Origin of the sequence: Pseudoclavibacter sp. VKM Ac-2867 (genome assembly GCF_015351275.1) — a bacterium.
GTDB lineage: Bacteria > Actinomycetota > Actinomycetes > Actinomycetales > Microbacteriaceae > Pseudoclavibacter.
This window is the reverse complement of sequence record NZ_JADKSL010000027.1, coordinates 15,792-37,648: the sequence shown is the minus strand read 5'-3', so window position 1 is coordinate 37,648 and position 21,857 is coordinate 15,792. Positions and strand designations below refer to the sequence as shown.

Genomic DNA, 21,857 nt, shown 5'->3' with positions numbered 1-21,857 from the left:
GGCGAGCCCATCGGGCTCGCCGCTCTTCTGTATCTGCTGACGTGTGTGCCTGCGTCGGGGCCGCCCGTCGTCCTCAGATGGAGCGAAGGACAGCGACGACCTTGCCGAGGATCTCGGACTCGTCGCCGAGGATCGGCTCGAAGTCGCTGTTGCGGGGGAGCAGCCAGATGTGGCCGTCGCGCTTGCGGAAGGTCTTGACCGTGGCTTCTCCGTCGAGCATCGCGGCGACGATGTCGCCGTTCTCGGCAGTGCGCTGCGACCGCACGACGACCCAGTCGCCGTCGCAGATGGCGGCGTCGATCATCGACTCGCCAACGACACGGAGAAGGAAGAGCTCTCCCTTGCCGACGATCTGACGGGGGAGCGCGAAGACGTCTTCGACCTGCTGCTCCGCCGTGATCGGGATGCCGGCTGCGATCCTGCCGACCACCGGGACGAACGCGGCCTCCGCCGTCTCGTTGGAATCGCCATCGTCGGTGTGGTCGAAGTGCACCAGCACCTCGAGGGCGCGGGGCATGCCCGGATTGCGCTTGATGTAGCCGAACTTCTCAAGCTGGCCGAGCTGGTGGGTGACGCTCGACAGGGAGACGAGGCCGACTTCGTCGCCGATCTCTCGCATGCTCGGCGGGTACCCGCGCGTGCGCACCGACTCCATGATGCAGGTCAGGATGCGCTCCTGCTTCTCGGTCAGTTTTCTGTAGATGTCGCTCGCTGGCTTCTTGGCCATGTCGTCTCCGTCCGCTCTCCGACACGGAATGTCGGTGGCAGGTGATGCACTGCCTGATAGCGCCAACCCTACCGAGGGTGCACGCAGGTACGAAACATTTCTTCGAGTGTTGTGGATGAAAGTTCGAGAGATTCGAACTGGAAGCCTTGACTTGGCACTTTGTTCGTAGCTATATTCAGTACATACATTCGACCACTCGAAGATGTGGACGAATCAGGAGGAATCATGAACACCACTGCCGTTGCACCACTCCGCCTCACCGTCCGAGGCCGTCGTGTCCTGCTCGCCATCGCCGCGCTGCCCGTCGCCGCAGCCATCGCCCTTGGGGCCACGCACATGAACTCCGCGGCGGCCTCGAGCGACGCCGCAGACGTCAAATTCGAGTACGTCACCGTCGGTGCTGGCGACACGCTTTGGGGCATCGCCGAGGAAGTCGCGGGCGATTCCGATATCCGCGATGTCATCGTTGAGATCTCCAAACTCAACGCCCTCGAGAACGGCACGGTTCAGGCCGGGCAGCGCCTCGCGCTTCCACTCGACTGAGGCCACAACCCATCCGAGCCGCAGACCGCGTCGTAGGCTTGTGCGGTGACCTCGTTCGAAGACCTGCCCATCCGTGATGACCTCCGCGGACTCACCCCTTACGGAGCACCGCAGCAGCCAGTGCGCGTTGCCATCAACGTCAACGAGAATCCACATCCGGTGCCCGAGGTCGTGGCCAGGCGAATCATCGAGGCGATCGCCCGGGAGCTTCCGGGGCTCAATCGCTACCCGGACCGCGAGTTCACGGCGCTGCGCGAGCAGTTGAGCGTCTATCTGGGCCGGGGTATCGGTCCCGAGCAGGTGTGGGCAGCCAATGGCTCGAACGAGATCATGCAGCAGCTGCTGCAGGTCTTCGGTGGCCCCGGGCGCAGCGTGCTCAGCTTCACGCCGAGCTATTCCATGTACCCGCTTCTCGCCAGGGGCGTGGGCTCCAAGTGGATCCCGGTGCCACGTGCCGACGGCTTCGCGCTGACGGCTGACCTTGTCACCGAGGCGCTTCGGCGAGAGCGGCCTGACATCACCATCATCTGCACGCCGAACAACCCCACTGGCACCGTCACCGATCTCGACGTGATCGCAGCTGCCTACGACGCGACCGACGGCATCCTGATCGTCGATGAGGCCTACGCCGAGTTCCTCCCTGATGGTCAGGAGACCGCGCTCTCCCTCCTCCCTGGTCGCGAGCGGCTCGTGGTCTCGAGGACCATGAGCAAGGCGTTCGCCTTCGCTGGCGCCCGCGTCGGGTACTTCGCGGCTCACGAGGCCGTCGTCGACGCCGTGCGACTCGTCCGACTGCCGTACCACCTCTCCGCGATCACCCAAGCAGCCGCTACTGCAGCGCTCGAGTGCTCGGAGATCATGCTCCAGCAGGTCGACGCCATCCGCGAGCAGCGCGACCGCCTGCTGGTGGAGCTGCCCCGCCTTGGCTACACGCCGTGGGACTCTGGCGCGAACTTCGTGCTGTTCGGCGACGTCGCGGATCCCGCGGGCACGTTCCAGCAGCTCCTCGACCGCGACATCCTGGTGAGGGACGTCGGCATCCCGAACACGCTTCGGGTGACCGCCGGGACCCGCGCGGAGACGAGCGCGTTCCTGGCCGCGCTCGCCGAGATCACCGACGCAGGGAAGGCCTAGGCTGGAGCGATGACCACGACGCCACGCACCGCGACCGTCTCACGCGCGACGAGCGAGTCCTCGATCGAGCTGAGCCTGAACCTCGACGGGACCGGCATCGCCGACATCCAGACGTCGGTTCCGTTCTACGACCACATGCTGAACGCCTTCGCGAAGCACTCGCTGACCGATCTCACGATCCGTGCGACGGGTGACACCGAGATCGACGTGCACCACACGGTCGAGGACACGGCGATCGTGCTCGGCCAGGCGATCCGCCAGGCCCTCGGCGACAAGTCGGGCATCGCGCGCTACGGCGATGCGAGGGTGCCGCTCGATGAGTCGCTCGCCCAAGCCGTCGTCGACATCTCGGGGCGTCCGTTCCTCGTGCACACCGGCGAGCCGGAGGCCTTCGTCTACCACCTCATCGGCGGACACTTCACAGGCGCGATGGTGCGTCACGTCTTCGAGGCGATCACGTTCCACGCCGGCCTGACGGTGCACGTCGAGGTCATCCGCGGGCGCGACCCGCACCACATCGCCGAAGCGGAGTTCAAGGCGTTCGCCCGTGCGTTCCGCGCGGCCAAGCGTTTCGACCCGGAGGTCGTGGGCATTCCTTCGACCAAGGGCGCGCTGTGACTCCAGTCGAACGCCCACGGGTGGTCGTCGCTGACTACGGCTCGGGCAACGTGCACTCCGCCGTGAAGGCGCTCGAAGCGGCTGGTGCCGAGGTCGAGCTGACGGCCGACCGCGCTGCCGCCTACGATGCGGACGGCTACGTCGTGCCAGGTGTCGGGAGCTTCGCTCACGTCATGGAGGCCATCAATCGTCAGCGCATCGGGGAGATCGTCGGTCGGCGCCTCGCAGGCGGGCGCCCCGTGCTCGGCATCTGCGTCGGCATGCAGATCTTCTTCGACGGCGGCATCGAGGGTGGCAAGAGAGCTGAAGGCCTGGGCGAATGGCCGGGCGAGGTGACCGAGCTGCGGGCCGAGGTCCTTCCGCACATGGGATGGAACCTCGTCGACCCACCGGTCGACTCGAAGCTGTTCGCCGGCATCGCTCGCGAGCGCTTCTACTTCGTGCACTCGTACGCGGCGCATGAGCTCCCGCTCGACCCGCATCCGAAGGCCCGCCCGGTGCTCGTGACCCATGCCGAGCACGGCGAGCGCTTCATCGCCGCAGTCGAGAACGGCCCCTTGTCGGCGACGCAGTTCCACCCGGAGAAGTCCGGCGAGGCTGGCGTGCGCCTGCTTCGGAACTGGATCGAGACGCTGCCGAAGCGCGGCTAGTGCTGCTGCGTCGGCGCGCTGCACCGCCGCCTGCCGATACGCTATTGCCCGGACTGCCAGGGCATCCCCTTCCGGCGTCGATGCCCCGGCGCCTCAGAACGAGAACAAGGAACCTACGCGCGTGAGCGAATTCAACACGTCACCGGAGCTCGTGCTCTTCCCCGCAATCGACCTCGCCGGCGGCAAGGCGGTGCGTCTGGTTCAGGGCGAGGCCGACTCCGCCACGAACTACGGCGATCCTGTGGATGCGGCGGAGGACTGGATCGAGCAGGGCGCGGAGTGGATCCACCTCGTGGACCTCGACGCGGCCTTCGGGCGCGGGGAGAACCGCAGCGTCATCAAGCGCGTCATCCGGGCGGCCAAGCACGTCAATGTCGAGCTGTCCGGCGGGATCCGCGACGACGAGTCCCTCGAGCGTGCGGTCGACGCCGGTGCGCGCCGCATCAACCTCGGCACCGCCGCGCTCGAGAATCCGGAGTGGGCGGCGAACGTCATCGCTCGCTACGGCGAGCTCATCGCCGTTGGCCTCGACGTGCGTGGCACCACGCTCGCGGCTCGCGGCTGGACGCGCGATGCTGGTGACCTCTGGTCGGTGCTCGAACGGCTCGAGGAAGCCGGCTGTGCTCGCTACGTCGTGACCGACGTGACGAAGGACGGCACCCTCCAGGGCCCGAACCTGCAGCTCCTCAGCGACATCCTCGACCGGACCGACCGTCCCGTCGTCGCCTCGGGTGGCGTTTCGAGTCTCGACGACATCGCGGCGCTGCGCGGCCTCGTGCCGCAGGGGCTCGAGGGCGCGATCATCGGCAAGGCGCTCTACTCGGGGGCCTTCACGCTTGTCGAGGCCCTCGACGTCGCATCCTGACTCGAGAGGTCTGACCCATGCCGTCGCTGCCAGAGCACTTCCAGCCCAGCAAGGCCGACTCTGCTGGCCAGAGCTGGTCTGGGCGGAGCTTCGGCGACAATCCGTTCCGCGATGACGACGGGACGGCGCCGGCGCAGTTCGTCGCGGCGATGCGACGCTTCCGTGCGCGGGAGGTGGGTCCCGACGCGGTGGTCAACGCATTGCGGCAGGCTCGCGTGCTGATCCCCCTCGTGGCGAAGCTGGGCGAAGCCGATGTCAACGCGCAGGGTGTCACCGTCGACAAGAGCGCTGATCTCTCCATCGTGACGGTCGCCGGCCCAGACGGTCGCACGGTCCTCCCTGTGTTCACCTCGGCGGAGGCCATGAGGGCCTGGAATCCCAAGGCTCGGCCGGTGCCTGCGCTCATGCAGCGGGCGGCCATCTCGGCTGCTGCCGAGGGCAGCGACCTCATCGTGGTGGATCCGACGAGCGAGACGGAGTTCGTCGTCCGCCGCCCGGCAGTTTGGGCGATCGCGCAGGAGCAGAGCTGGGTGGCCCCGTGGGTGAGCCCGGTTGTCACGGGTGAGCTGTCGAGGGTGATGGCAGAGCTCGAGGAGGTGCTCGGCATCGACCTCGTGCCTGGCGATCCGGAGGCACGCCTGGCTGGCCCCGAGCTGCGTGTGGTGCTCCACGTCGGTGGTGACGCTGGCCGCGAAGAGCTCGCGGATCTGTCTCGCCGAGCGAGCGAGCTGCTGCAGGGGAGCGAGGCGTTCCGCACCGAAGTCGACTCGCTCGGCATCTCGTTCGCGCGGGCCAGCGCTGCTGCCTCGAGCGACGCGGAGAACCGGCGACGAGATTCTAAGCGCTCGTGGTGGAGGCGCTGAGGGGATTGACCAGGCACGGCAACTCGGGGAAGGCTTGCCTGTACGCTCGAGGAGAAGTAATTAGATACTCTTATTGCTAGCCAACCGAGCTAAAGGGAGTGGTGCCGAGTGATCCGTGAGCCTCTGGCGAGCCCCCGTGGCCAGGGTTCGGACTTCGACCTCGCAGCGCAGCAGCTGCTCGAGGTGAGAAGGCGAATCGAGGAGTTCCTGGCCGGACGAGTCGCGGCTGCGGCCGCGATCGATGCGGGCCTCGCGACGCTGTGGCGCATCACGGCTCGCAGCGCCGAAGGCGGAAAGCTCTTCCGCCCTGCGCTGGTCATGCAGGCCTACCTGTCCTACACGGGCGCAGCAGAGGTGCCTGAGGCGGTCATGGAACTTGCGACCGCGACCGAGCTGCTCCACCTCGCGTTCCTGACCCACGACGACGTGATCGACAACGACACCATGCGCAGGGGTGAGCTGAATCTTCTCGGCAGCGTCGAGGAGATCGTGGGAGGACCGGAGTTCGACGACGAGCGCGGCAACCGCCTGGGGCAGGCCGCCGCGATCCTGGTCGGCGACCTCCTGCTCTCCGAAGCGCACCTGAGGGTTGCGCGCATCGACCAGCCCCACGCCGTTCGTCTGCGCGTGCTCGATGCCATCGAGCGTGCCCTCGCGGTCTCGGTCGCCGGTGAGTTCAGCGACGTGAGCCTTTCGGTTCGAAGCGACCATCCGGCATTGGCCGAGGTCCTGTCGATGAGCTCGAACAAGACCTCTGCGTACACCGTGCTGCTGCCGCTCGAGCTCGGTCTGATCGCGGCGGGTGCCGAAGGTGCGGTGGATGCGCGTCTCATCGCCCAGTTCTCGGACGCCGCCGGGCTCGCCTTCCAGCTCCAGGACGACCTGTTCGGTGTCTTCGGAGACCAGCACAAGCTCGGGAAGGCGCCGTACTCGGATATCCGGGAGGGCAAGTTCACGGCGCTCATCGCCCTGGCCTGCGGAACCCCGGTCTGGGGTGAGCTCGAGTCGCTGCTCGGCGACCCGATGCTCAGCGAAGCGGATGGCGCGAGGGCGCGCGATCTCATCGACGCGTCTGGCTCGCGCGCCGCTGTCGAGCAGGAGCTCGCGGCCCAGTTCTCGAGGGCACGAGCCGCCGCGAGGGCCGTGGGTGCTTCTGGACGCGAGGGGGAGCGGAACCTGGCCGAGATGCTGGAGCGTCTGCTGATGCTGCTGGAGAGGCGCACGTCATGATGTCGCCACTCGAGCAGTACACGCGCACCGCGGAGAAGTCGGCGGCCGAGGTCATCTTCGCCTACTCGAGTTCCTTCGGTGCGGCATCGCGCTTCCTCGGGCGCCGGACGGTCAAGCCGGTGCGCAGCATCTACGCCCTGGTCCGCGTGGCCGATGAGATCGTGGATGGTGTCGGCGCGCTTGCCGGCCTCTCCCTCGAGCAGCAGCACGCGGCGCTCGACGGGCTCGAGGCGCAGACGCTCGAGGCCATCGAGTCGGGCTTCAGCACGAATCTGGTTGTCCACGCGTTCGCGGTGACCGCACGACGCTGCGGGTTCGGGGCCGAGCTTGTCGTGCCCTTCTTCGCTTCGATGCGCATGGATCTCGAGCCTCGCTCGCTCGACGTGGAGGAGCAACGGCGCTACGTCTACGGTTCAGCTGAGGTCGTGGGGCTGATGTGCGTGCGGGTGTTCCTCACCGGTGTCTCTCGCACCCCAGAGCAGCGGGAGCGCATCGACGCGGCGGCCTGCGCGCTCGGCGCCGCGTTCCAGAATGTGAACTTCCTCCGCGACGTGGGCGATGACGCCGACCGGCTCGGCAGGGACTACCTGCCGGTGGAGGGTCTGGAGTCGGCGCCGCTCGACGAGCGGCGCAAGCTCATCTGGCTGGACCGCATCCGCGCCGATCTCGCGACAGCGGATGCGGGCATCCCGCTGCTGCCGAGGGATTGCCGCAGAGGCGTGGCCCTCGCGAGTGCTCTCTTCGCTGCGCTCGCCGACCGCATCGCGGCGACGCCGGCCGATCAGCTGCGCACCACACGCGTGAGAGTTCCCGGCGCCGAGAAGGCGCGCATCGCAGCACGAGTCCTTCTGGAGACACGATCATGAGCACCCGAGCAGTAGTCATCGGCGCCGGAATGGCCGGCCTCGCCACAGCGATCCTGCTCGCACGGGACGGCTTCGCCGTGACGGTGCTCGAGAAGAACGACCGGGTCGGCGGCCGTGCGGGCCTCCTCGAGGTCGACGGCTTCCGCTTCGATACCGGCCCGAGCTGGTACCTGATGCCGAGCGTCTTCGACCACTACTTCGCGCTTGCGGGCACGAGTACCGAGGAGCAGCTGGATCTGCGCATGCTCGACCCCGGCTACCGCGTCTTCCCGGAGCCGGAGCAGGCGGGGGGCGCAAGCGAGCCCCTCTCCATCCCGTACGGACAGGATGCCGTGCGCGAGCTCGTCGCTGAGCTCGAGCCCGAGGCGCTTGCCGCTTTCGACGACTACCTCGAGACCGCGAGACGCGCCATGGACATGGCGGAGGAATCATTCCTCTACAACACGTTCAAGAACCCGGCGACCCTGCTCGGCGCCCCCGTTCGCCGCGAACTCCCCGAGCTCCTCACGTGGCTCACGGTCCCGCTCGAGAAATTCGTGGAGGAGTCGTTCACGCATCCGCTGCTCAGGCAGATCCTCGCCTACCAGGCGGTGTTCCTCGGAACCGACCCGCGCCGCGCTCCGGCGATCTACCACCTCATGAGTCGCATGGATCTCGTCGAGGGCGTGCAGTACCCCATGGGCGGCTTCACCGCCGTGGTGGATGCGCTGCATCGGCTCGCCGTCGACGCCGGCGTCGAGTTCCGGCTCGAGGCCGAGGTCACGGACATCGCCGTGTCGCACGGTTGGAGCCGTGGCGTGCACTGGCGCGACGCTGACGGGCAGCGGCACTTCGAGGACGTCGAGGTGGTCGTCTCCGCCGCTGACCTGCATCACACGGAGACGCGGCTGCTGCCAGAGCGATACCGCAGCTACCCGGAGCGCGTGTGGAAGCGCACCTCGTCGGGTCCTGGTGCCGTGCTGGTGATGCTCGGCGTCGAGGGCGAGTTGCCCGCCTTGCCGCACCACTCGCTGCTGCTCACGAAGGAGTGGGGAGAGAACTTCGACGCCATCTTCGGCGAGGGCGTCGCCCTGCCTGACCCGGTCTCCGTCTACGTCTGCAAGCCGAGCGCCACGGATCCGGCAGTCGCGCCGGAAGGGCACGAGAACTTGTTCCTGCTCATCCCGGTCAAGGGCGACCCGAGCATCGGTGGGGGAGGAGCGGACGGGGCGGGCGATGCAGAGGTCGAGCGGATCGCCGATCTCGCGATCTCCCAGCTCGCCGAGTGGACAGGAGTCTCCGACCTGGGGCGCCGCATCGTGGTTCGTCAGACACTCGGCCCGGCCGATTTCGTGCACGACTACAACTCTTGGCGGGGCGGCATTCTCGGCCCGTCGCATGAGCTCGCCCAGTCGGCCATGCTGCGCGCTGGCAACGCGTCCCCGAAGGTCAAGGGGCTCTACTACGCGGGTGCGACCGTCAACCCCGGCGTCGGCGTGCCGATGTGCCTGATCAGTGCCGAGCTGGTGCTCAAGCATGTGCGGGGCGACCGGAGCGCTGGCCCCCTCGAGGTCGACCGCAGGTGACGGTCACCACCGTCCACCTCTGGGGAACCGGCAGCGCGAGCGCCGGCCTCTCTCTGACCGCGAAGACCACGCTGCAGCTCCTGGGCCGGCGACGTCCGGAGGGTCTGCGATTCGCGCGGGTCATGGGCACGGCGCGGGCGACGAGCTTCTCCTCTCGCGACGCCGACCTCGGGCATTGGGCGCTCGTCGCCGCCTGGGAGTCGCTCGAGGCTGCGGACGCGTTCGATCGAGGGGCCCTCGTCGGCGCGTGGGACGCACGCTCGCGGGAGCGGCTCAGAGTGCGGATGCGCGCTATCCGCTCGGTCGGCCTCTGGGGAGGTCGCGAGCCGTTCGGGCCCGCCGTCGCCGAGGCCGAGGAGGGGCAGCGAGTGGCCGTCATCACGCGGGCGCGAATCCGGGCCTCGGCGGTGCCGCGCTTCACGGGAACCGTGCCACCCATCGCTGCCGAACTCCTCCGCGCGAGGTCGCGGGGTCTCGGTCTCGCGTTCGGGATGGGCGAGCTGCCAGCCGGCCTCCTTGGCACCTTCACCCTCTGGGAGTCCGAGCCGGCGCTTCGCGCCTTCATCAGCGGCGCACCATCGCACAGGGCCGCCATGGCCGACAGTCGAGCGGGCGGATGGTTCGCCGAGGAGCTGTTCGCGCGCTTCGCGGTCGATGCCGTCGAGGGCTGGTCGGCCAGGACTGCATGACCTGCCTCGCGAAGAGCACACCACCATCCGCCAGAACGTCAGACGACGCAGATCCAGAGCCACGACCGAGAGGAACGGACTCAAGATGACCGCCATCACACGACGACTCATGTGGGTGACACTCGCAGCAGGCATGTTCGTCCAGAGCCTGTTCGCATTCACCGGCGGCGGCACTGTGCCGCTGACCATCGCGAGCGTCGCCCTGCTCGCCGCCACGGGGGTGCTCCACGCCTGGGCGACCCGCGGGCCGCGGTTCGCCTCTGTGCTGCTCGCCGCCGCCGCGATCGGCTTCTTCGCGGAAGTCGTCGGAGTCGCCACGAGCTTCCCGTTCGGACAGTACATCTACACGCCGTCGCTCGGCTTCTCGCTCTTCGAGGTACCGCTCATCGTGCCGCTCGCCTGGGTGACGATCGCCTACCCCGCGGTGATCATCGCTCGCCGACTCGTCGGCACGGCGCCTGGCGCGGCGCGACGTATCGTGCGCGTCGCCGTGGCCGCATGGGCGCTCACCGCCTGGGACGTCTTCCTCGACCCCCAGATGGTCGATTCGGGGCATTGGGGCTGGAAGCACCCTGACCCGGGGATCCCCGGGGTCGACGGCATCCCGCTCACGAACTTCCTCGGCTGGTACCTGGTCTCGCTCATCATCTGCGGGCTCATCGACGCCGTCGCCGCTCGCTCGCAGAAGGTCGACGGCGCCCCGAGCGACGCAGCTCCCTTCACGGTCTACCTGTGGACGTACGCGACGTGCGTCGTCGGCAACCTCACGTTCTTCGAGCGCCCGAGCGTGGCGCTCGTCGGCGGCCTCATCATGGGCGCTGTCGCGATCCCGCTTGTCGTCGTGCTGCTGCGCGACTGGCGGGCGCGGAGAGCCGCGGGCTCCCTCGTGGCTTCCGGGGCGCAGGCGGGTGACTCCCCGCGATGAGCACGGTCGTGGTGATCGGGGCGGGGGTCGGCGGGCTCGCCGTGGCAGCCCGCCTGTCCGCGCTGGGCCACGACGTCACGGTGCTCGAGCAGGCCGAGAAGGTCGGGGGCAAGCTCGGCACCCTCGAGCATGACGGCTTCCTCTTCGACACGGGTCCGTCGCTTGTGACCATGCCATACGTCTTCGCCGAGCTGTTCGCGGAGACAGGAGCACCCATCGAGTCGGTTGTCGAGCTTCGCCGACTCGATGTCGCCTGCCGTTACCGGTTCGCCGACGGCAGCGAGCTCGACATGCCCGGAAGGATCGAGGAGATCCCCGCTGCGCTCGACGCGGCGCTCGGTGCGGGGACTGGGCATCAGTGGGCGCGCTTCCTCGAACGCTCGGAGCGCGTCTGGGACATCGCCAGGGGTCCTTTCCTGGAATCGCCCATCGATGCGGCTGGGATCGCGTCGCTCGCCGTGAATCCGCTGTCGCTCGCACGAGTGGCCCCATGGCGGAGTCTGCGCGGGTTCGGCGAGCGTGATCTCTTGGACCCTCGCCTGCGGGCGCTCCTGGATCGCTACGCGACGTACACAGGGTCTGACCCGAGGCGGGCGCCGTCTGCACTCGCGACGGTGCCGTACGCCGAGCAGGCCTACGGCTCCTGGTACGTGCCCGGTGGCCTCTGGCGGCTGGGGGAGGCTATCGCCGAACGCGCCGTGGAGCGCGGGGCACGCATTCGCACCGGGGTCAGGGTCGCCCGCATCCTCCAGGAGGGCGCCAGGGTCTCCGGGGTCGAGACGAGTGAGGGGGAGCGTCTCGCCGCAGATGTCGTCGTCGCGAACGCTGACGCTCAGTCCGTCTATGGGGAGCTGCTGCACAGCGAAGGGGCCCGGCGCGCCGCCAGGAGCCACGAGAAGCTCGACCCCTCGCTCTCGGGCTTCGTCATGCTCCTCGCCCTCGACGATCTCGAGAGTGCGAGCTTCGCGCACGATGAGGCGACGCACCACAGGGTGCTCTTCGCCGAGGACTACGACGCCGAGTTCGATGCGGTCTTCGGTGTCGGGACGCACGCGGGGTCCGGGCCGAGGCCGGTCGAGCGGCCCACGATCTACGTCTCGGCGCCGCAGGATCCGGCGACCGTTCCGGGGCCGAGCAATGGCGCCTGGTTCGTCCTCGTCAACGCGCCCAGGCACGAGCCGGAGCACGGTGTCGACTGGGACGAGCCGGGGCTCGCCGAGCGCTACGCGGAGTCACTGCTGGAGCTCATGGCCGAACGCGGCCTCGACGTGCGGCCGCACGTGAGATGGATGCGCATCCGCACGCCCGCGGACATCGAGCGCGACACGCTCTCTCCCGGAGGCTCGATCTACGGGACGGCGTCGAACGGCGCGAGGGCGTCATTCCTGCGGCCGGGCAATCGGCAGCCCGTCGACGGGCTCTACCTCGTAGGCGGCTCTTCGCACCCGGGCGGGGGGCTCCCGCTCGTGACTCTCTCGGCGGCTATCGTCGCGGAGCTGGTCGGGCCTGCCGAAGGCAGCTGAACGCTCCGAGACCGCCGCGCGACTCGAGGAAGCCCGCTCGCCGGCCCGAAGGCTCGGCAAACGGGCCCGTGGTCCGAGCTCAGCCGTAGACGGGGCCGGTGAGGTCTTCGCCTGGTCCCTTGCCGACGGGGTCCGGGTGGTCGGACGCCTCACGGAACGCAAGCTGCAGCGAGCGCAGGCCGTCGCGCAGGGGGCGCGCGTGGTGGTCGCCCAGGTAGGGGAGGCTCGCGGTGAGCAGACCTGCGAGCGCCGAGATGAGCTTGCGGGCCTCGTCGAGGTCGAGCTCGTCGTCCCCGCTGTCCTCGTCCAGGCCGCACGCGACGGCGGCGGCGCTCATGAGGTGGACGGCAGTTGTCGTGATGAGCTCGACGGCTGGAACTTCGCCGATATCGCGACGCAGATCACCGTACTCTGGCTCGGCTGCGGAGGGGTTTTCGAGTGAGGCGTCGGTCACGCTGGTCCTTTGTCCGGAGTTCTGGTAATGTGGCGAGCGGTTTCTGCTGTGCAGAGGCCACGAAAGAGGATTCGTCCCACCCGCGCAAACCGCTCTACGTAGGTTACCGGGTTGCTCCACTCCCTTCCTTGCCCGGCCTCGCGGCTGTGCAGGAAGAGGTCACAGAGTCCGCACGAACTGCACTTGCTGCAGGATGCGCAGGCTCGGTGGCGATGGGTGGAAACACGCTGCGAGCGCAGCGTGGTTGGTGTGACGCCTCCTCTCCACATTCAGTGAAGTCAGGAGCCTTCCATCAGCGAACCACGTACCAATGACCGCATCCGTGCCAGTGAAGTCCGCCTTGTCGGCCCGGGCGGTGAGCAGGTCGGAGTAGTCAAGCTCGAGATGGCGCTGCGCCTCGCGCAGGAGTCTGAGCTCGACCTCGTCGAGGTCGCCCCCAACTCGAAGCCCCCCGTCGCCAAGATCATGGATTACGGGAAGTTCAAGTACGAGGCCGCCCAGAAGGCCAAGGAAGCACGTCGCAACCAGGCGAACACCGTCCTCAAAGAGGTTCGTTTCCGTCTGAAGATCGACGCCCACGACTACGAGACCAAGCGCAAGCGCGCTATCGGCTTCCTCGAAGACGGCGACAAGGTGAAGGCCATGATCCAGTTCCGCGGCCGCGAGCAGTCGCGCCCGGAGATGGGTGTGCGCCTCCTCCAGCGTTTCGCCGAGGAAGTCTCGGAGTACGGCACTGTCGAGTCAAACCCCATGATCGATGGCCGCAACATGGTCATGATCATCGGCCCGTTCCGAAACAAGTCCGACGTCAAGGCTGACGCTTCCGCGAAGCGGAATGCGGCCCGCGAGGCGTCTCGAGCGGCCAAGCACGGGCAGCCGTCAACTGGCGAAGCTGCGAATGAATCTGCAGATGAAGCTGCAACAGAGTCTGTACCAGAGTCTGCAACCACAGAGGAGAACTAATGCCGAAGCAGAAGACCCACTCGGGCGCCAAGAAGCGCTTCAAGGTCACGGGAAGCGGCAAGCTCATGAAGCAGCAGGCCGGCCTCCGCCACAACCTCGAGGTCAAGTCGCCGGGTCGCAAGGCTCGACTGAACCAGGACCAGCTGCTTTCCAAGGCAGACGCCAAGGTCGCCAAGAAGCTGCTCGGCCACTAAGCCGCCCGCACCCACACTTACTGAGGAGAATCAACACACATGGCACGTGTAAAGCGGGCAGTAAACGCCCATAAGAAGCGTCGCGTCATCCTTGAGCGCGCATCCGGCTACCGTGGACAGCGCTCGCGCCTGTACCGCAAGGCCAAGGAGCAGGTCATCCACTCGATGGTCTACTCCTACCGTGACCGTCGCGCCAAGAAGGGCGAGTTCCGTCGCCTCTGGATCCAGCGCATCAACGCCGGATCCCGCGCGAACGGCCTCACGTACAACCGCTTCATCCAGGGCCTCGGCCTTGCTGGCATCGAGGTCGACCGCCGTATCCTCGCTGAGCTCGCCGTGAACGAGCCCGCGACGTTCGCCGGTCTCGTCGAGGCAGCCAAGCAGGCGCTCCCGGCCGACACGTCGGCTCCGCGCGCAGCGGCCTAGTCACCACCGCGGCCCGATTCGCTCTCTGAGTGTGCCGGCCGTGTGAACATGCGGTCGAGAGTCCAGCTCTCGGCCGCATGTTCTTTTCCTAGGGCCTGCACTCTCCATCCGCACCTGGCTCGATGAGCATCCACTCAAGCAACGCAGCGCCTCGCGCGCAGGAAGAAGTCGACACCATGATCGAGAGCCCGCGCAACGCGCGCGTCAAGGACGTCAGGAAGCTCGCGCAGAAGTCGGAGCGTCAGGAGACTGGCCTCTTCGTCATCGAGGGGCCCCAGGCGGTCCGCGAAGCGCTGATCTCGCGCCCAGAGCTCATCGAGGAGCTGTTCGTCACGCCGACGGCGCTCGAGCGTCATTCCGAGCTGCGTGGCCTTGCCGAGGAAGCGCAGCTCGAGGTCGACTTCGCGAGCGAAGAGGCCATCGACGCGATGGCGGACACGCGCACTCCACAGGGCGTCATCGCCGTGTGCCGGCAGTTCCCCGCTTCGATTCGGGATGCGCTGAGCGGTTCGCCGAAGCTCGTCGCGATCCTCGAGGAGGTGCGCGACCCGGGCAACCTGGGCACGATCATCCGTGCCGCCGACGCTGCGGGCGCCGACGCGGTGATCCTCACGGGCCGGACCGTCGACCTCTACAACTCGAAGGTCGTGCGTTCGAGCACCGGCTCCATCTTCCACCTGCCGATCGCCGTCGAGGTGACCCTGGACGTCGCCACCTCGCGCGCTCGAGACGCTGGCCTCCGTGTCGTCGCCGCCGACATCGACGGCTCGGACCTGCTGTCGGCTCGTGACGCTGGCGAGCTGGCACAGCCGACCGCCTGGCTCTTCGGGAACGAGGCTCGCGGCCTCGACGCCGAGCAGCTCGCGTACGCCGACGCGACCATGAGCGTGCCGATCTACGGGCGAGCGGAGTCGATGAACCTCGCGACCGCGGCCTCTGTCTGCCTGTACGAGAGCGCGTTCGCTCAGCGCGCCTGACCGAAGCTCACCGGGACGCCCGGGCCTCTCCGCGATACTCGCGTCGAGCGCCCGGGCGTTGCTGCGTTCCTGCGTCCCTGCGCGCCTGGCTGTCTGCGCGCCAGTGAACCTCACCTTGTCTTCAGCGGACGTCAGCCGAGTTCGCGCGCGTCGCGGGACCGGCGGGGCATTCGCGTCAGTCGCTGTCGAGCGATGACAGCCAGGCGCTGTGCAGTTCGGCGTAGCGACCGCCGCGCGCCACGAGCTCCGCAGGGGAGCCGTCCTCCACGATCGCTCCGCCATCGAGGACCAGTACACGGTCGGCGTCGTTGACGGTCGACAGGCGGTGGGCGATGATGACGGCCGTTCGGTCGTGCAGGAGGGTGCCGAGCGCCTTCTGGACGGCTCGCTCGCTCGGGATATCGAGGGAGCTCGTGGCCTCGTCGAGGATGAGCACCTCGGGGTCGGCGACGAAGGCGCGGGCGAAGGAGATGAGCTGGCGCTGTCCGGCCGAGAGCTTCACTCCACGGTGGCTCAGATCTGTGTTGTACCCGTTCGGCATGCGCCGGATGAACGGGTCGGCGCCGATGAGCTTCGCGGCCTGCTCGATCTCCTTGCGGCTCGCGCCCGGCCGTCCGAGCTCGATGTTGGAGGCGACGGTGCCCTGGAACAGGAAGGGATCCTGCGTGACCGTGATGACCCTTCGTCGCAGCTCGCTGTCCGGGATGTCGCGGAGGTCGACGCCATCGAGGAGCGCTTGCCCCTGTGTCGGATCCGCGAAGCGGGCGATGATGCTCGCCAGGGTGGTCTTCCCCGCCCCGGTCGGCCCCACGACCGCAACGGTCTGGCCGGCGGGAATGTGCAGGTCGACACGCTGCAGCACAAGCGGGCCGTCTCCGTAGGAGAACGCAGTGCCGCGGAGGGCGATGTCACCGGGCCCCGCGACATCGCGGTGGTCCTCCGTCCGCCGTGCCGGATCGTGCTTGGCATCTTGGGCGGGAGCCGCGACGCTGGGCTCTTCCTCGAGCACGCCCGAGATCTTCTCCAGGGCCGCGACTGCGGACTGGAAGGTGTTCGCGAACATGCCGACGGCCTCCATCGGCTGGAAGAGCTGCACGAGGTACAGCGCGGCTGCGACGAGGACGCCGACGCCGATGCTGCCCTCGAGCGTGCGGAGGCCGTTGATGAGCACCAGAACCGCGAGGCCGATGCTGCTGATGAGTTCGATGCCGGTGAAGAGATTGCCGAACGCCATCGCAGTGCGTCGACCGGTGTCGGTGTAGGCGCCGTTGAGTCCGCCGTACACGTCCGCGTTTCGCCCTTCGGCGCGGAAGGCCTGCATAGCGCGGATGCCCGTGATCGTCTCGACGAAGCGGACGATGAGTCGCGCTGAGCGTTCGCTCGACTCGCGGTAGAGGCGTGAGGAGACGACCTGGAACCGTCGGGTGACCAGCACGACGGGCACGAAGACCGCGAAGGCCACGAGGGCGGACAGCGGATCAAGGATGAGGAGGGCCGCTGCGATGAACGCCATCCGCGCGACGGCGTTGACCAGGTCGCCGAATCCGGACTCGAGGAGTTCGGCGACCGCATCGACGTCGTTCGTCTGGCGACTGATGACTCGCCCGGACGTGTAGCGCTGATGGAAGTCGAGGCCGAGACGCCCCGTGTGCTCGAAGAGCAGGGTCCGGACTCGCAGGAGCACGCGTTGGCTGAGCGCTGCGGCATTCCGGGTGAAGAGGTTGGAGAGTCCGGCGTCGGTGACCGTCGCGAGGACCAGAGCGACGACGATGACCAGGAACGGAGCCGCATCGCCGTCGAGCAGCGTTGGAAGCCCCGTGTCGATGGCCTGTGAGAGCAGCAGAGGACCGGCGGCCGAGGCCGCCTGGCTGATGAGGACAAGCACCCCCAGCCACACGAGGCGCGCCTTGTGCGGGGCGAGGAGCCGGCTCATGAGTCGAAGTGAGCGTCGTCGGAGGACTCTGGCGGTGTCGCGGTCGACGCTCGTGAGGTGCTCGACCCGCACCCCGAGGGGTGCAGCAGCGCTGGGCTTGGTCATGCGACCACCTCGTCGACGTGGTCGCCCTGCCAGAGCAGGCCCCGGTACACGGGGTCGGCGGCGAGCAGCTCGCGGTGCTCGCCCAAGGCCGTGATGCGACCGTCGACGAGGACGGCGACACGGTCGGCGAGGGCCACGGTGGATGACCGGTGCGCGACGACAAGGGTCGTCACGCCGGAGAGAGCCGACCGGAGGGCCTCAGTCGCGAGGGTCTCGGTGCGCACGTCGACCGCCGAGAGCGGGTCGTCCAGGACGAGGACACGGGGGCGCGCGAGGATGGCGCGGGCGAGCGCAAGACGTTGCCGTTGGCCTCCCGAGAGACTGTGCCCCTCCTCCCCGATGAGGGTCTCGAGGCCTTCGGGGAGCTCGAGCGCGAAGCGAGCCTGCGCGACCGCCAGGGCGTCCCGCACCTCATCGTCGCTCGCGTCCGGTCGCCCGAGCGCGACGTTGTCTCTGACGCTGGCCGAGAAGAGCAGAGGCTGCTCGAAGGCGATGGCCACGTGGCTCCTGAGGTCGTCTCGGCGGAGATGGCGGATGTCGGTGCCGTCGAGCCGCACCTCGCCAGCGGTCGGATCGTGGAGGCGCACGGCGAGCTCGCTGAGCAGGCTCTTCCCACTCCCGGTCGCGCCGACGAGCGCAAGTGTCTCGCCGGGCACGAGGGTGAGGTCGATGCCTCGCAGCACCTCGTCGCCGTCCTGCGCATCCGGGAAGGCGAACCGCACATCCCGGAACTCGAGGACCCCAGGCCCGTCAGGAACGGGGAGCGGGCGCTCGGGGTCGGAGACTGCAGTCGCAGTGTCGAGGACCTCGAAGACACGGGTCGTCGAGGCCGCCGCGTCGAGGGTGTCGGCGAAGAGGAAACCGAGGGAGCGTACCGGCCAGGCGAGCATGAGCGCCGTGAAGAGGAACGCGGAGAGCGCTCCGATCGTGAGCCTGCCGTCGGCGACGGCGATCACACCGAGTGCGAGCGAAGTGGCGACGGCGAGCTGGGGGAGCAGGATGAGCCATGAGCGCATGTCGGCCTGGCGGCGGGCCTTCTCGAGCTCGGTCTCACGCAGCGCCTGCGCCTCCTCGCGGAACGACTCGAGGAACTCTCCGCCACGACCGAAGGCCTTGATGACGCGGATTCCCTTCGCCGCCTCGCCGACCGTCGTCGCGAGCGCCCCAGCCTGGTCCTGGCTGCGCCGGGAGAGGCGTCCGTAGACGCGCTGGAAGCGAAGGGTGATGAGGGCCGTCGGGATGCTGAACACCGCGTAGAGGGAGCCGAGCACCGGATCGAGCCAGAGGAGCACGCCGATGCCGGCGACGACCGTGAGCAGGTTGACGCTCAGCATGATGAGGCCGAACGCGAGCCACCGACGTATCCGGTTGAGGTCGACGGATGATCTGGACAGGAGCTGGCCTGCCTCCCACTCGTCGTGGAAGGCAGCAGGCAGGTCCTGCAGCCGGGCGAAGAGCTGATCCCGCACGCGTCGTTCGACGCCGACCATGGGCGTGAGCACGAAGATTCGTCGCAGGTACCAGAGGATCGCTTCGAAGCAGCCGACGGCGAGGAGCGCGAGCGAGCCCCAGATGACGGCCGCCCTCTCGCCGGAGGAGACGGGGCCATCGACGATGAGGCGGATGATCTGCGGGCCGACGAGGCTCAGCCCGGCTGCGGTCAGGGCCGAGGCGAAGCCGGCGAAGAGGCTCCATCTGACCGGCCGCACGAACTCCCAGAGTCGCAGCAGTTCTCGAAGTCCGGGCTCAGCGCGCATCCGATACAGGCTAGTCGCCTCTGTCGGTGCAGCGGCGCGTCGGGGAGCGCACCGGCTTCCCCGGAGACGGAGAACCTGTCGAGAAACGGAGAACTCCCCGCGGGCCGGTGCCGAGAGACTCTCGGTGCCGGCCCGCGGGGAGCCTTCCTGCGTGGAGCGCGCCTAGACGCGGTCTCCGTCGCCCTGCTTGCGCAGATCGATCTGGCGCTGCGCCTCCGCCTGATCGTGCTTCGTCTTCTGGCGAGCTTCCTCTTCGAGCTCGAGCACGTCGGACTGCTGCACGAGGATCAGCTCCGTGTCGGTCACATTGCCCGCATTGGTGACGGGCTCTGGGGCGGCGCCCGCGATGACCTTCGGGTTCTGCGAGATGCGCTTCTGCACCACGGTCGCGAGCCAGGACAGCAGCACACAGGTGGCGATGTAGACCGCGCCGATGACGATCGTGACCGGAATGTATGGGCGACCGTAATCCGCCTGGCCGCCGATGAGCTTCGCCATGTAGAGCAGCTCGTTGTACGTGATGATCGAGCCGAGGGCCGTGTCCTTCAGGGTCACGACCAGCTGCGCGATAATGACGGGAAGCATCGCGCGGATCGCCTGCGGGAGCAGGATGATCTGCATGACGCCGCTCTTGCGGAGGCCGATGGCGTATCCGGCTTCAGCCTGACCGCTCGGGAGCGACTGCACGCCGCTTCGGATGACCTCGGAGAGCACTGAGCCGTTGTAGGCGATGAGCGCGATGACGACGGCCCAGAACGGCTCCATCTTGATGCCGATGGCGGGCAGGCCGTAGTACATGAGCATCATGAGGATGAGGACGGGGATCGCACGGAGACCCTCGACCACGACCGTGAACGGGATGCGGACCCACGCGTGGTCCGACAGGCGGCCGATGGCGAGGACGAATCCGAGCGCCAACGCACCCACGGCTGCGACCAGGAAGGCGCTGAGCGTGGCCCAGAGCGCCTCCGCGATCTGCGTCCAGATAGCCGCGTAGCCGAAGATCTGCCACTTGTCGGCGCTCAGGTTGCCCGTCGCGCTGAGGCGGTAGACGAGGAAGGCGACGAGGGCGACGATGACGACGACCGTCGCGATCCCGAGCAGCTTGTTGCGAGCGAGCGCGCGGGGGCCTGGGACATCGTAGAGAACAGAGGTCTGGCTCATCGGGCAACCTTCCAGTGGCGTTCGAGCGCGTTCTGCACCCACGAGAGCAGCAGGACGAGGACGATGAAGACGATGGCGACCCAGATGAGCACCTCCATCGCGTTCTCACCTCGCTCGCTCATGTTGGCGCGGATGATGCCCAGGTTGACGGCGGAGAACCCAGCAGCGACGGTGGTGTTCTTCAGCAGTGCGATGAGGACGCTCATCATGGGCGGGACGACGGCACGTGCTGCCTGGGGGAGCACGATGAGGGTCATGACCTGCCCGAAGGGGAGGCCGATGGCTCGCGCAGCCTCTGCCTGGCCGACAGGGACGGTGTTGATGCCGCTTCGGAGCACCTCGGCGACATACGTGGCGGTGTAGACGCCCAGCGCGAGAACGCCGAGCAGCAGGTAGTCGGTGCGGCCCATGGGGAAGAGGACGGGCACCGCGAAGACGAAGATGAAGAACACGAGGGTGAGCGGGGTGTTGCGCACGAGGTTGACGTAGGCGGCGCCGACCGCCCGCGCGATCGGGACCGGCGAGACTCGCATGGCACCCACGATGAAGCCGAGGACGAGCGCGAGGAGCGCGCCCCCGAAGAAGAGGATGAGCGTCCCGAGAAGGGCCTCACTCCACAGGTCGAGGTGGTTCGTGAAGATATCGAACACGCTCGCCTTCCTTTCTGAGACAGGGCGCAAGGCGCCCTAGGTGCGAACGAGCGGCGGCGAGAGTGAGTCTCGCCGCCGCTCGCCTGTGGGATTAGTAGCGGTCGACCGCAGGCTGCGTGACCGTGGTTCCGGACGATCCGAGGTTGTAGTCGAAGATCGCCTGCCACACGTCGCCGCCCTCTTCGAGGGTGGTGTTGATGTGGTCGCGGAGGGCGTCATCGCCCTTGGCGAGTCCGATGCCGTAGAGCTCCTCGCTGAAGGGCTCGCCGACGACCTTGAGGTTGTCGGGGTCCTGGGCGGCGTAGCCGATCAGGATGGCCTCGTCAGTGGTGACCGCATCGACCTGGCCGTTGATCAGCTGGTCGACGCACTGCGAGTACGTGTCGAACTCGGTGGTCGTGACCTCCGGGTAGTTGTCCTTGATGTTCTGGATCGGGGTCGAACCCGTCGCAGAGCACACCGTGACGCCGGCGACGAGCGAGTCGACTCCGGTGATGTCGGAGTCTGCGCCGACGAGCAGGCCCTGGCCGGTCTCGAAGTACGGACCGGCGAAGTCGATCTGGTCCTTGCGCTTGTCGGTGATCGAGTACGTGCCGACGTAGTAGTCGATGTCGCCGTTGGAGATCGCCTGCTCGCGGTTGGCGGAGGCGATCGGCTTGAACTCGATGTTCTCTTCGGTGACACCGAGCGATGCGGCGATCCAGCGTGCGACGTCGACGTCGAAGCCGGTGCGCTCACCGGTGACGGCGTCGAGGTAGCCGAGGTTCGGCTGGTCTTCCTTGACACCGACGACGACCTTGTCGCCGCGTGCCTTGATGGCGTCGAACGTGGGCGATCCCTCGATCGTGACGTCCGTCGCGACCTCGAAGACGGGTGCTTCACCGGTCGTGGTGCCCTCGCCGCCGCCTGCAGCGGGCGGAGCGCCCTCGGCGCAGCCGGTCAGTACGAGCGAGGCCAGAATGCCTGCGCCGAGAATGGCGCTGAGCTTGGTCTTTCGCATTTCTTCTCCTTCTGTTGGAAGTCTGTTGCGTCTTGC

Annotated in this window: 23 protein-coding genes; 16 read left to right on the top strand and 7 right to left on the bottom strand. The window is 67.8% G+C overall.

From position 1 onward, the window contains the following. Nucleotides 1–73 precede the first annotated feature (73 nt). Nucleotides 74–727, bottom strand: a complete 654-nt coding sequence (gene lexA, locus ITJ67_RS18210; protein WP_104331465.1) for a transcriptional repressor LexA — start codon at nucleotides 725–727, stop codon at nucleotides 74–76. 225 nt (nucleotides 728–952) lie between these two features. Here lexA and ITJ67_RS18205 point away from each other — a divergent pair, with 225 nt between their 5' ends. The 12 genes from ITJ67_RS18205 to ITJ67_RS18150 all read left to right on the top strand — a co-directional run bounded on the left by ITJ67_RS18205 (nucleotide 953) and on the right by ITJ67_RS18150 (nucleotide 12,198). Next, nucleotides 953–1,270 carry a LysM peptidoglycan-binding domain-containing protein gene (locus tag ITJ67_RS18205; RefSeq protein ID WP_194678550.1) on the top strand — a complete coding sequence of 106 codons (318 nt, stop codon included), beginning with the start codon at nucleotides 953–955 and terminating at the stop codon, nucleotides 1,268–1,270. A 45-nt stretch (nucleotides 1,271–1,315) separates the two neighbouring features. Continuing rightward, nucleotides 1,316–2,404 carry a histidinol-phosphate transaminase gene (locus tag ITJ67_RS18200; RefSeq protein ID WP_194678549.1) on the top strand — a complete coding sequence of 363 codons (1,089 nt, stop codon included), beginning with the start codon at nucleotides 1,316–1,318 and terminating at the stop codon, nucleotides 2,402–2,404. Between the two features lie 9 nt (nucleotides 2,405–2,413). Beyond that, nucleotides 2,414–3,022, top strand: coding sequence for an imidazoleglycerol-phosphate dehydratase HisB (gene hisB, locus ITJ67_RS18195; protein WP_160070495.1), 609 nt, complete (start codon nucleotides 2,414–2,416; stop codon nucleotides 3,020–3,022). Further along, the gene (gene hisH, locus ITJ67_RS18190) at nucleotides 3,019–3,672 is read left to right on the top strand and encodes an imidazole glycerol phosphate synthase subunit HisH (protein ID WP_160070494.1); all 654 of its coding nucleotides are present in this window, start codon (nucleotides 3,019–3,021) and stop codon (nucleotides 3,670–3,672) included. The genes hisB and hisH overlap by 4 nt, the downstream gene beginning before the upstream one ends. Nucleotides 3,673–3,793: 121 nt before the next feature. Further along, nucleotides 3,794–4,537 (top strand): bifunctional 1-(5-phosphoribosyl)-5-((5-phosphoribosylamino)methylideneamino)imidazole-4-carboxamide isomerase/phosphoribosylanthranilate isomerase PriA, encoded by a 744-nt coding sequence (priA, locus tag ITJ67_RS18185; protein ID WP_104298968.1) that lies wholly within the window; start codon nucleotides 3,794–3,796, stop codon nucleotides 4,535–4,537. A 17-nt stretch (nucleotides 4,538–4,554) separates the two neighbouring features. Further along, nucleotides 4,555–5,400 carry an SseB family protein gene (locus ITJ67_RS18180; protein WP_194678548.1) on the top strand — a complete coding sequence of 282 codons (846 nt, stop codon included), beginning with the start codon at nucleotides 4,555–4,557 and terminating at the stop codon, nucleotides 5,398–5,400. Nucleotides 5,401–5,508: 108 nt separating this feature from the next. After that, nucleotides 5,509–6,630, top strand: a complete 1,122-nt coding sequence (locus tag ITJ67_RS18175; protein WP_194678547.1) for a polyprenyl synthetase family protein — start codon at nucleotides 5,509–5,511, stop codon at nucleotides 6,628–6,630. Further along, the gene (locus ITJ67_RS18170) at nucleotides 6,627–7,496 is read left to right on the top strand and encodes a phytoene/squalene synthase family protein (protein ID WP_194678546.1); all 870 of its coding nucleotides are present in this window, start codon (nucleotides 6,627–6,629) and stop codon (nucleotides 7,494–7,496) included. Before ITJ67_RS18175 ends, ITJ67_RS18170 begins: the two co-directional genes overlap by 4 nt. Beyond that, the gene (crtI, locus tag ITJ67_RS18165; protein WP_160070491.1) at nucleotides 7,493–9,061 is read left to right on the top strand and encodes a phytoene desaturase family protein; all 1,569 of its coding nucleotides are present in this window, start codon (nucleotides 7,493–7,495) and stop codon (nucleotides 9,059–9,061) included. The genes ITJ67_RS18170 and crtI overlap by 4 nt, the downstream gene beginning before the upstream one ends. Beyond that, nucleotides 9,058–9,750: a monooxygenase gene (locus ITJ67_RS18160; protein ID WP_160070490.1), complete on the top strand. Its 693-nt coding sequence runs from the start codon at nucleotides 9,058–9,060 to the stop codon at nucleotides 9,748–9,750. The genes crtI and ITJ67_RS18160 overlap by 4 nt, the downstream gene beginning before the upstream one ends. 85 nt (nucleotides 9,751–9,835) lie before the next feature. Then, complete coding sequence (locus ITJ67_RS18155) at nucleotides 9,836–10,675, top strand: carotenoid biosynthesis protein (RefSeq protein ID WP_160070489.1); 840 nt, start codon at nucleotides 9,836–9,838, stop codon at nucleotides 10,673–10,675. Further along, entirely contained in the window at nucleotides 10,672–12,198 is a 1,527-nt protein-coding gene (locus tag ITJ67_RS18150; protein WP_160070488.1) for a phytoene desaturase family protein, read from the top strand. The genes ITJ67_RS18155 and ITJ67_RS18150 overlap by 4 nt, the downstream gene beginning before the upstream one ends. Before the next feature lie 79 nt (nucleotides 12,199–12,277). Here ITJ67_RS18150 and ITJ67_RS18145 read toward each other — a convergent pair whose 3' ends face one another. Beyond that, nucleotides 12,278–12,652, bottom strand: coding sequence for a DUF1844 domain-containing protein (locus ITJ67_RS18145; protein WP_160070487.1), 375 nt, complete (start codon nucleotides 12,650–12,652; stop codon nucleotides 12,278–12,280). Between the two features lie 291 nt (nucleotides 12,653–12,943). Between ITJ67_RS18145 and infC the strand changes: the two genes are divergently transcribed. From infC to ITJ67_RS18125, 4 genes are all read left to right on the top strand, one after another. Then, nucleotides 12,944–13,615, top strand: a complete 672-nt coding sequence (infC, locus tag ITJ67_RS18140) for a translation initiation factor IF-3 (RefSeq protein ID WP_104240891.1) — start codon at nucleotides 12,944–12,946, stop codon at nucleotides 13,613–13,615. Continuing rightward, complete coding sequence (gene rpmI / locus ITJ67_RS18135) at nucleotides 13,615–13,809, top strand: 50S ribosomal protein L35 (protein WP_104240892.1); 195 nt, start codon at nucleotides 13,615–13,617, stop codon at nucleotides 13,807–13,809. Before infC ends, rpmI begins: the two co-directional genes overlap by 1 nt. Before the next feature lie 39 nt (nucleotides 13,810–13,848). Beyond that, the gene (rplT, locus tag ITJ67_RS18130; protein WP_068481110.1) at nucleotides 13,849–14,235 is read left to right on the top strand and encodes a 50S ribosomal protein L20; all 387 of its coding nucleotides are present in this window, start codon (nucleotides 13,849–13,851) and stop codon (nucleotides 14,233–14,235) included. Nucleotides 14,236–14,411: 176 nt separating this feature from the next. Then, entirely contained in the window at nucleotides 14,412–15,212 is an 801-nt protein-coding gene (locus ITJ67_RS18125; protein WP_160070486.1) for a TrmH family RNA methyltransferase, read from the top strand. Between the two features lie 175 nt (nucleotides 15,213–15,387). Here ITJ67_RS18125 and ITJ67_RS18120 read toward each other — a convergent pair whose 3' ends face one another. From ITJ67_RS18120 to ITJ67_RS18100, 5 genes are all read right to left on the bottom strand, one after another. Then, entirely contained in the window at nucleotides 15,388–17,250 is a 1,863-nt protein-coding gene (locus ITJ67_RS18120; RefSeq protein ID WP_194678545.1) for an ABC transporter ATP-binding protein, read from the bottom strand. Continuing rightward, nucleotides 17,247–19,007: an ABC transporter ATP-binding protein gene (locus ITJ67_RS18115; protein WP_194678544.1), complete on the bottom strand. Its 1,761-nt coding sequence runs from the start codon at nucleotides 19,005–19,007 to the stop codon at nucleotides 17,247–17,249. Before ITJ67_RS18115 ends, ITJ67_RS18120 begins: the two co-directional genes overlap by 4 nt. Nucleotides 19,008–19,169: 162 nt before the next feature. Then, nucleotides 19,170–20,171, bottom strand: coding sequence for an amino acid ABC transporter permease (locus ITJ67_RS18110; RefSeq protein ID WP_104240895.1), 1,002 nt, complete (start codon nucleotides 20,169–20,171; stop codon nucleotides 19,170–19,172). Beyond that, on the bottom strand, nucleotides 20,168–20,821 hold the full coding sequence (locus ITJ67_RS18105; protein WP_104240896.1) for an amino acid ABC transporter permease: 654 nt from the start codon (nucleotides 20,819–20,821) through the stop codon (nucleotides 20,168–20,170). The genes ITJ67_RS18110 and ITJ67_RS18105 overlap by 4 nt, the downstream gene beginning before the upstream one ends. A 91-nt stretch (nucleotides 20,822–20,912) precedes the next feature. Beyond that, nucleotides 20,913–21,821, bottom strand: coding sequence for a glutamate ABC transporter substrate-binding protein (locus tag ITJ67_RS18100; RefSeq protein WP_104240897.1), 909 nt, complete (start codon nucleotides 21,819–21,821; stop codon nucleotides 20,913–20,915). Nucleotides 21,822–21,857 lie beyond the last annotated feature (36 nt).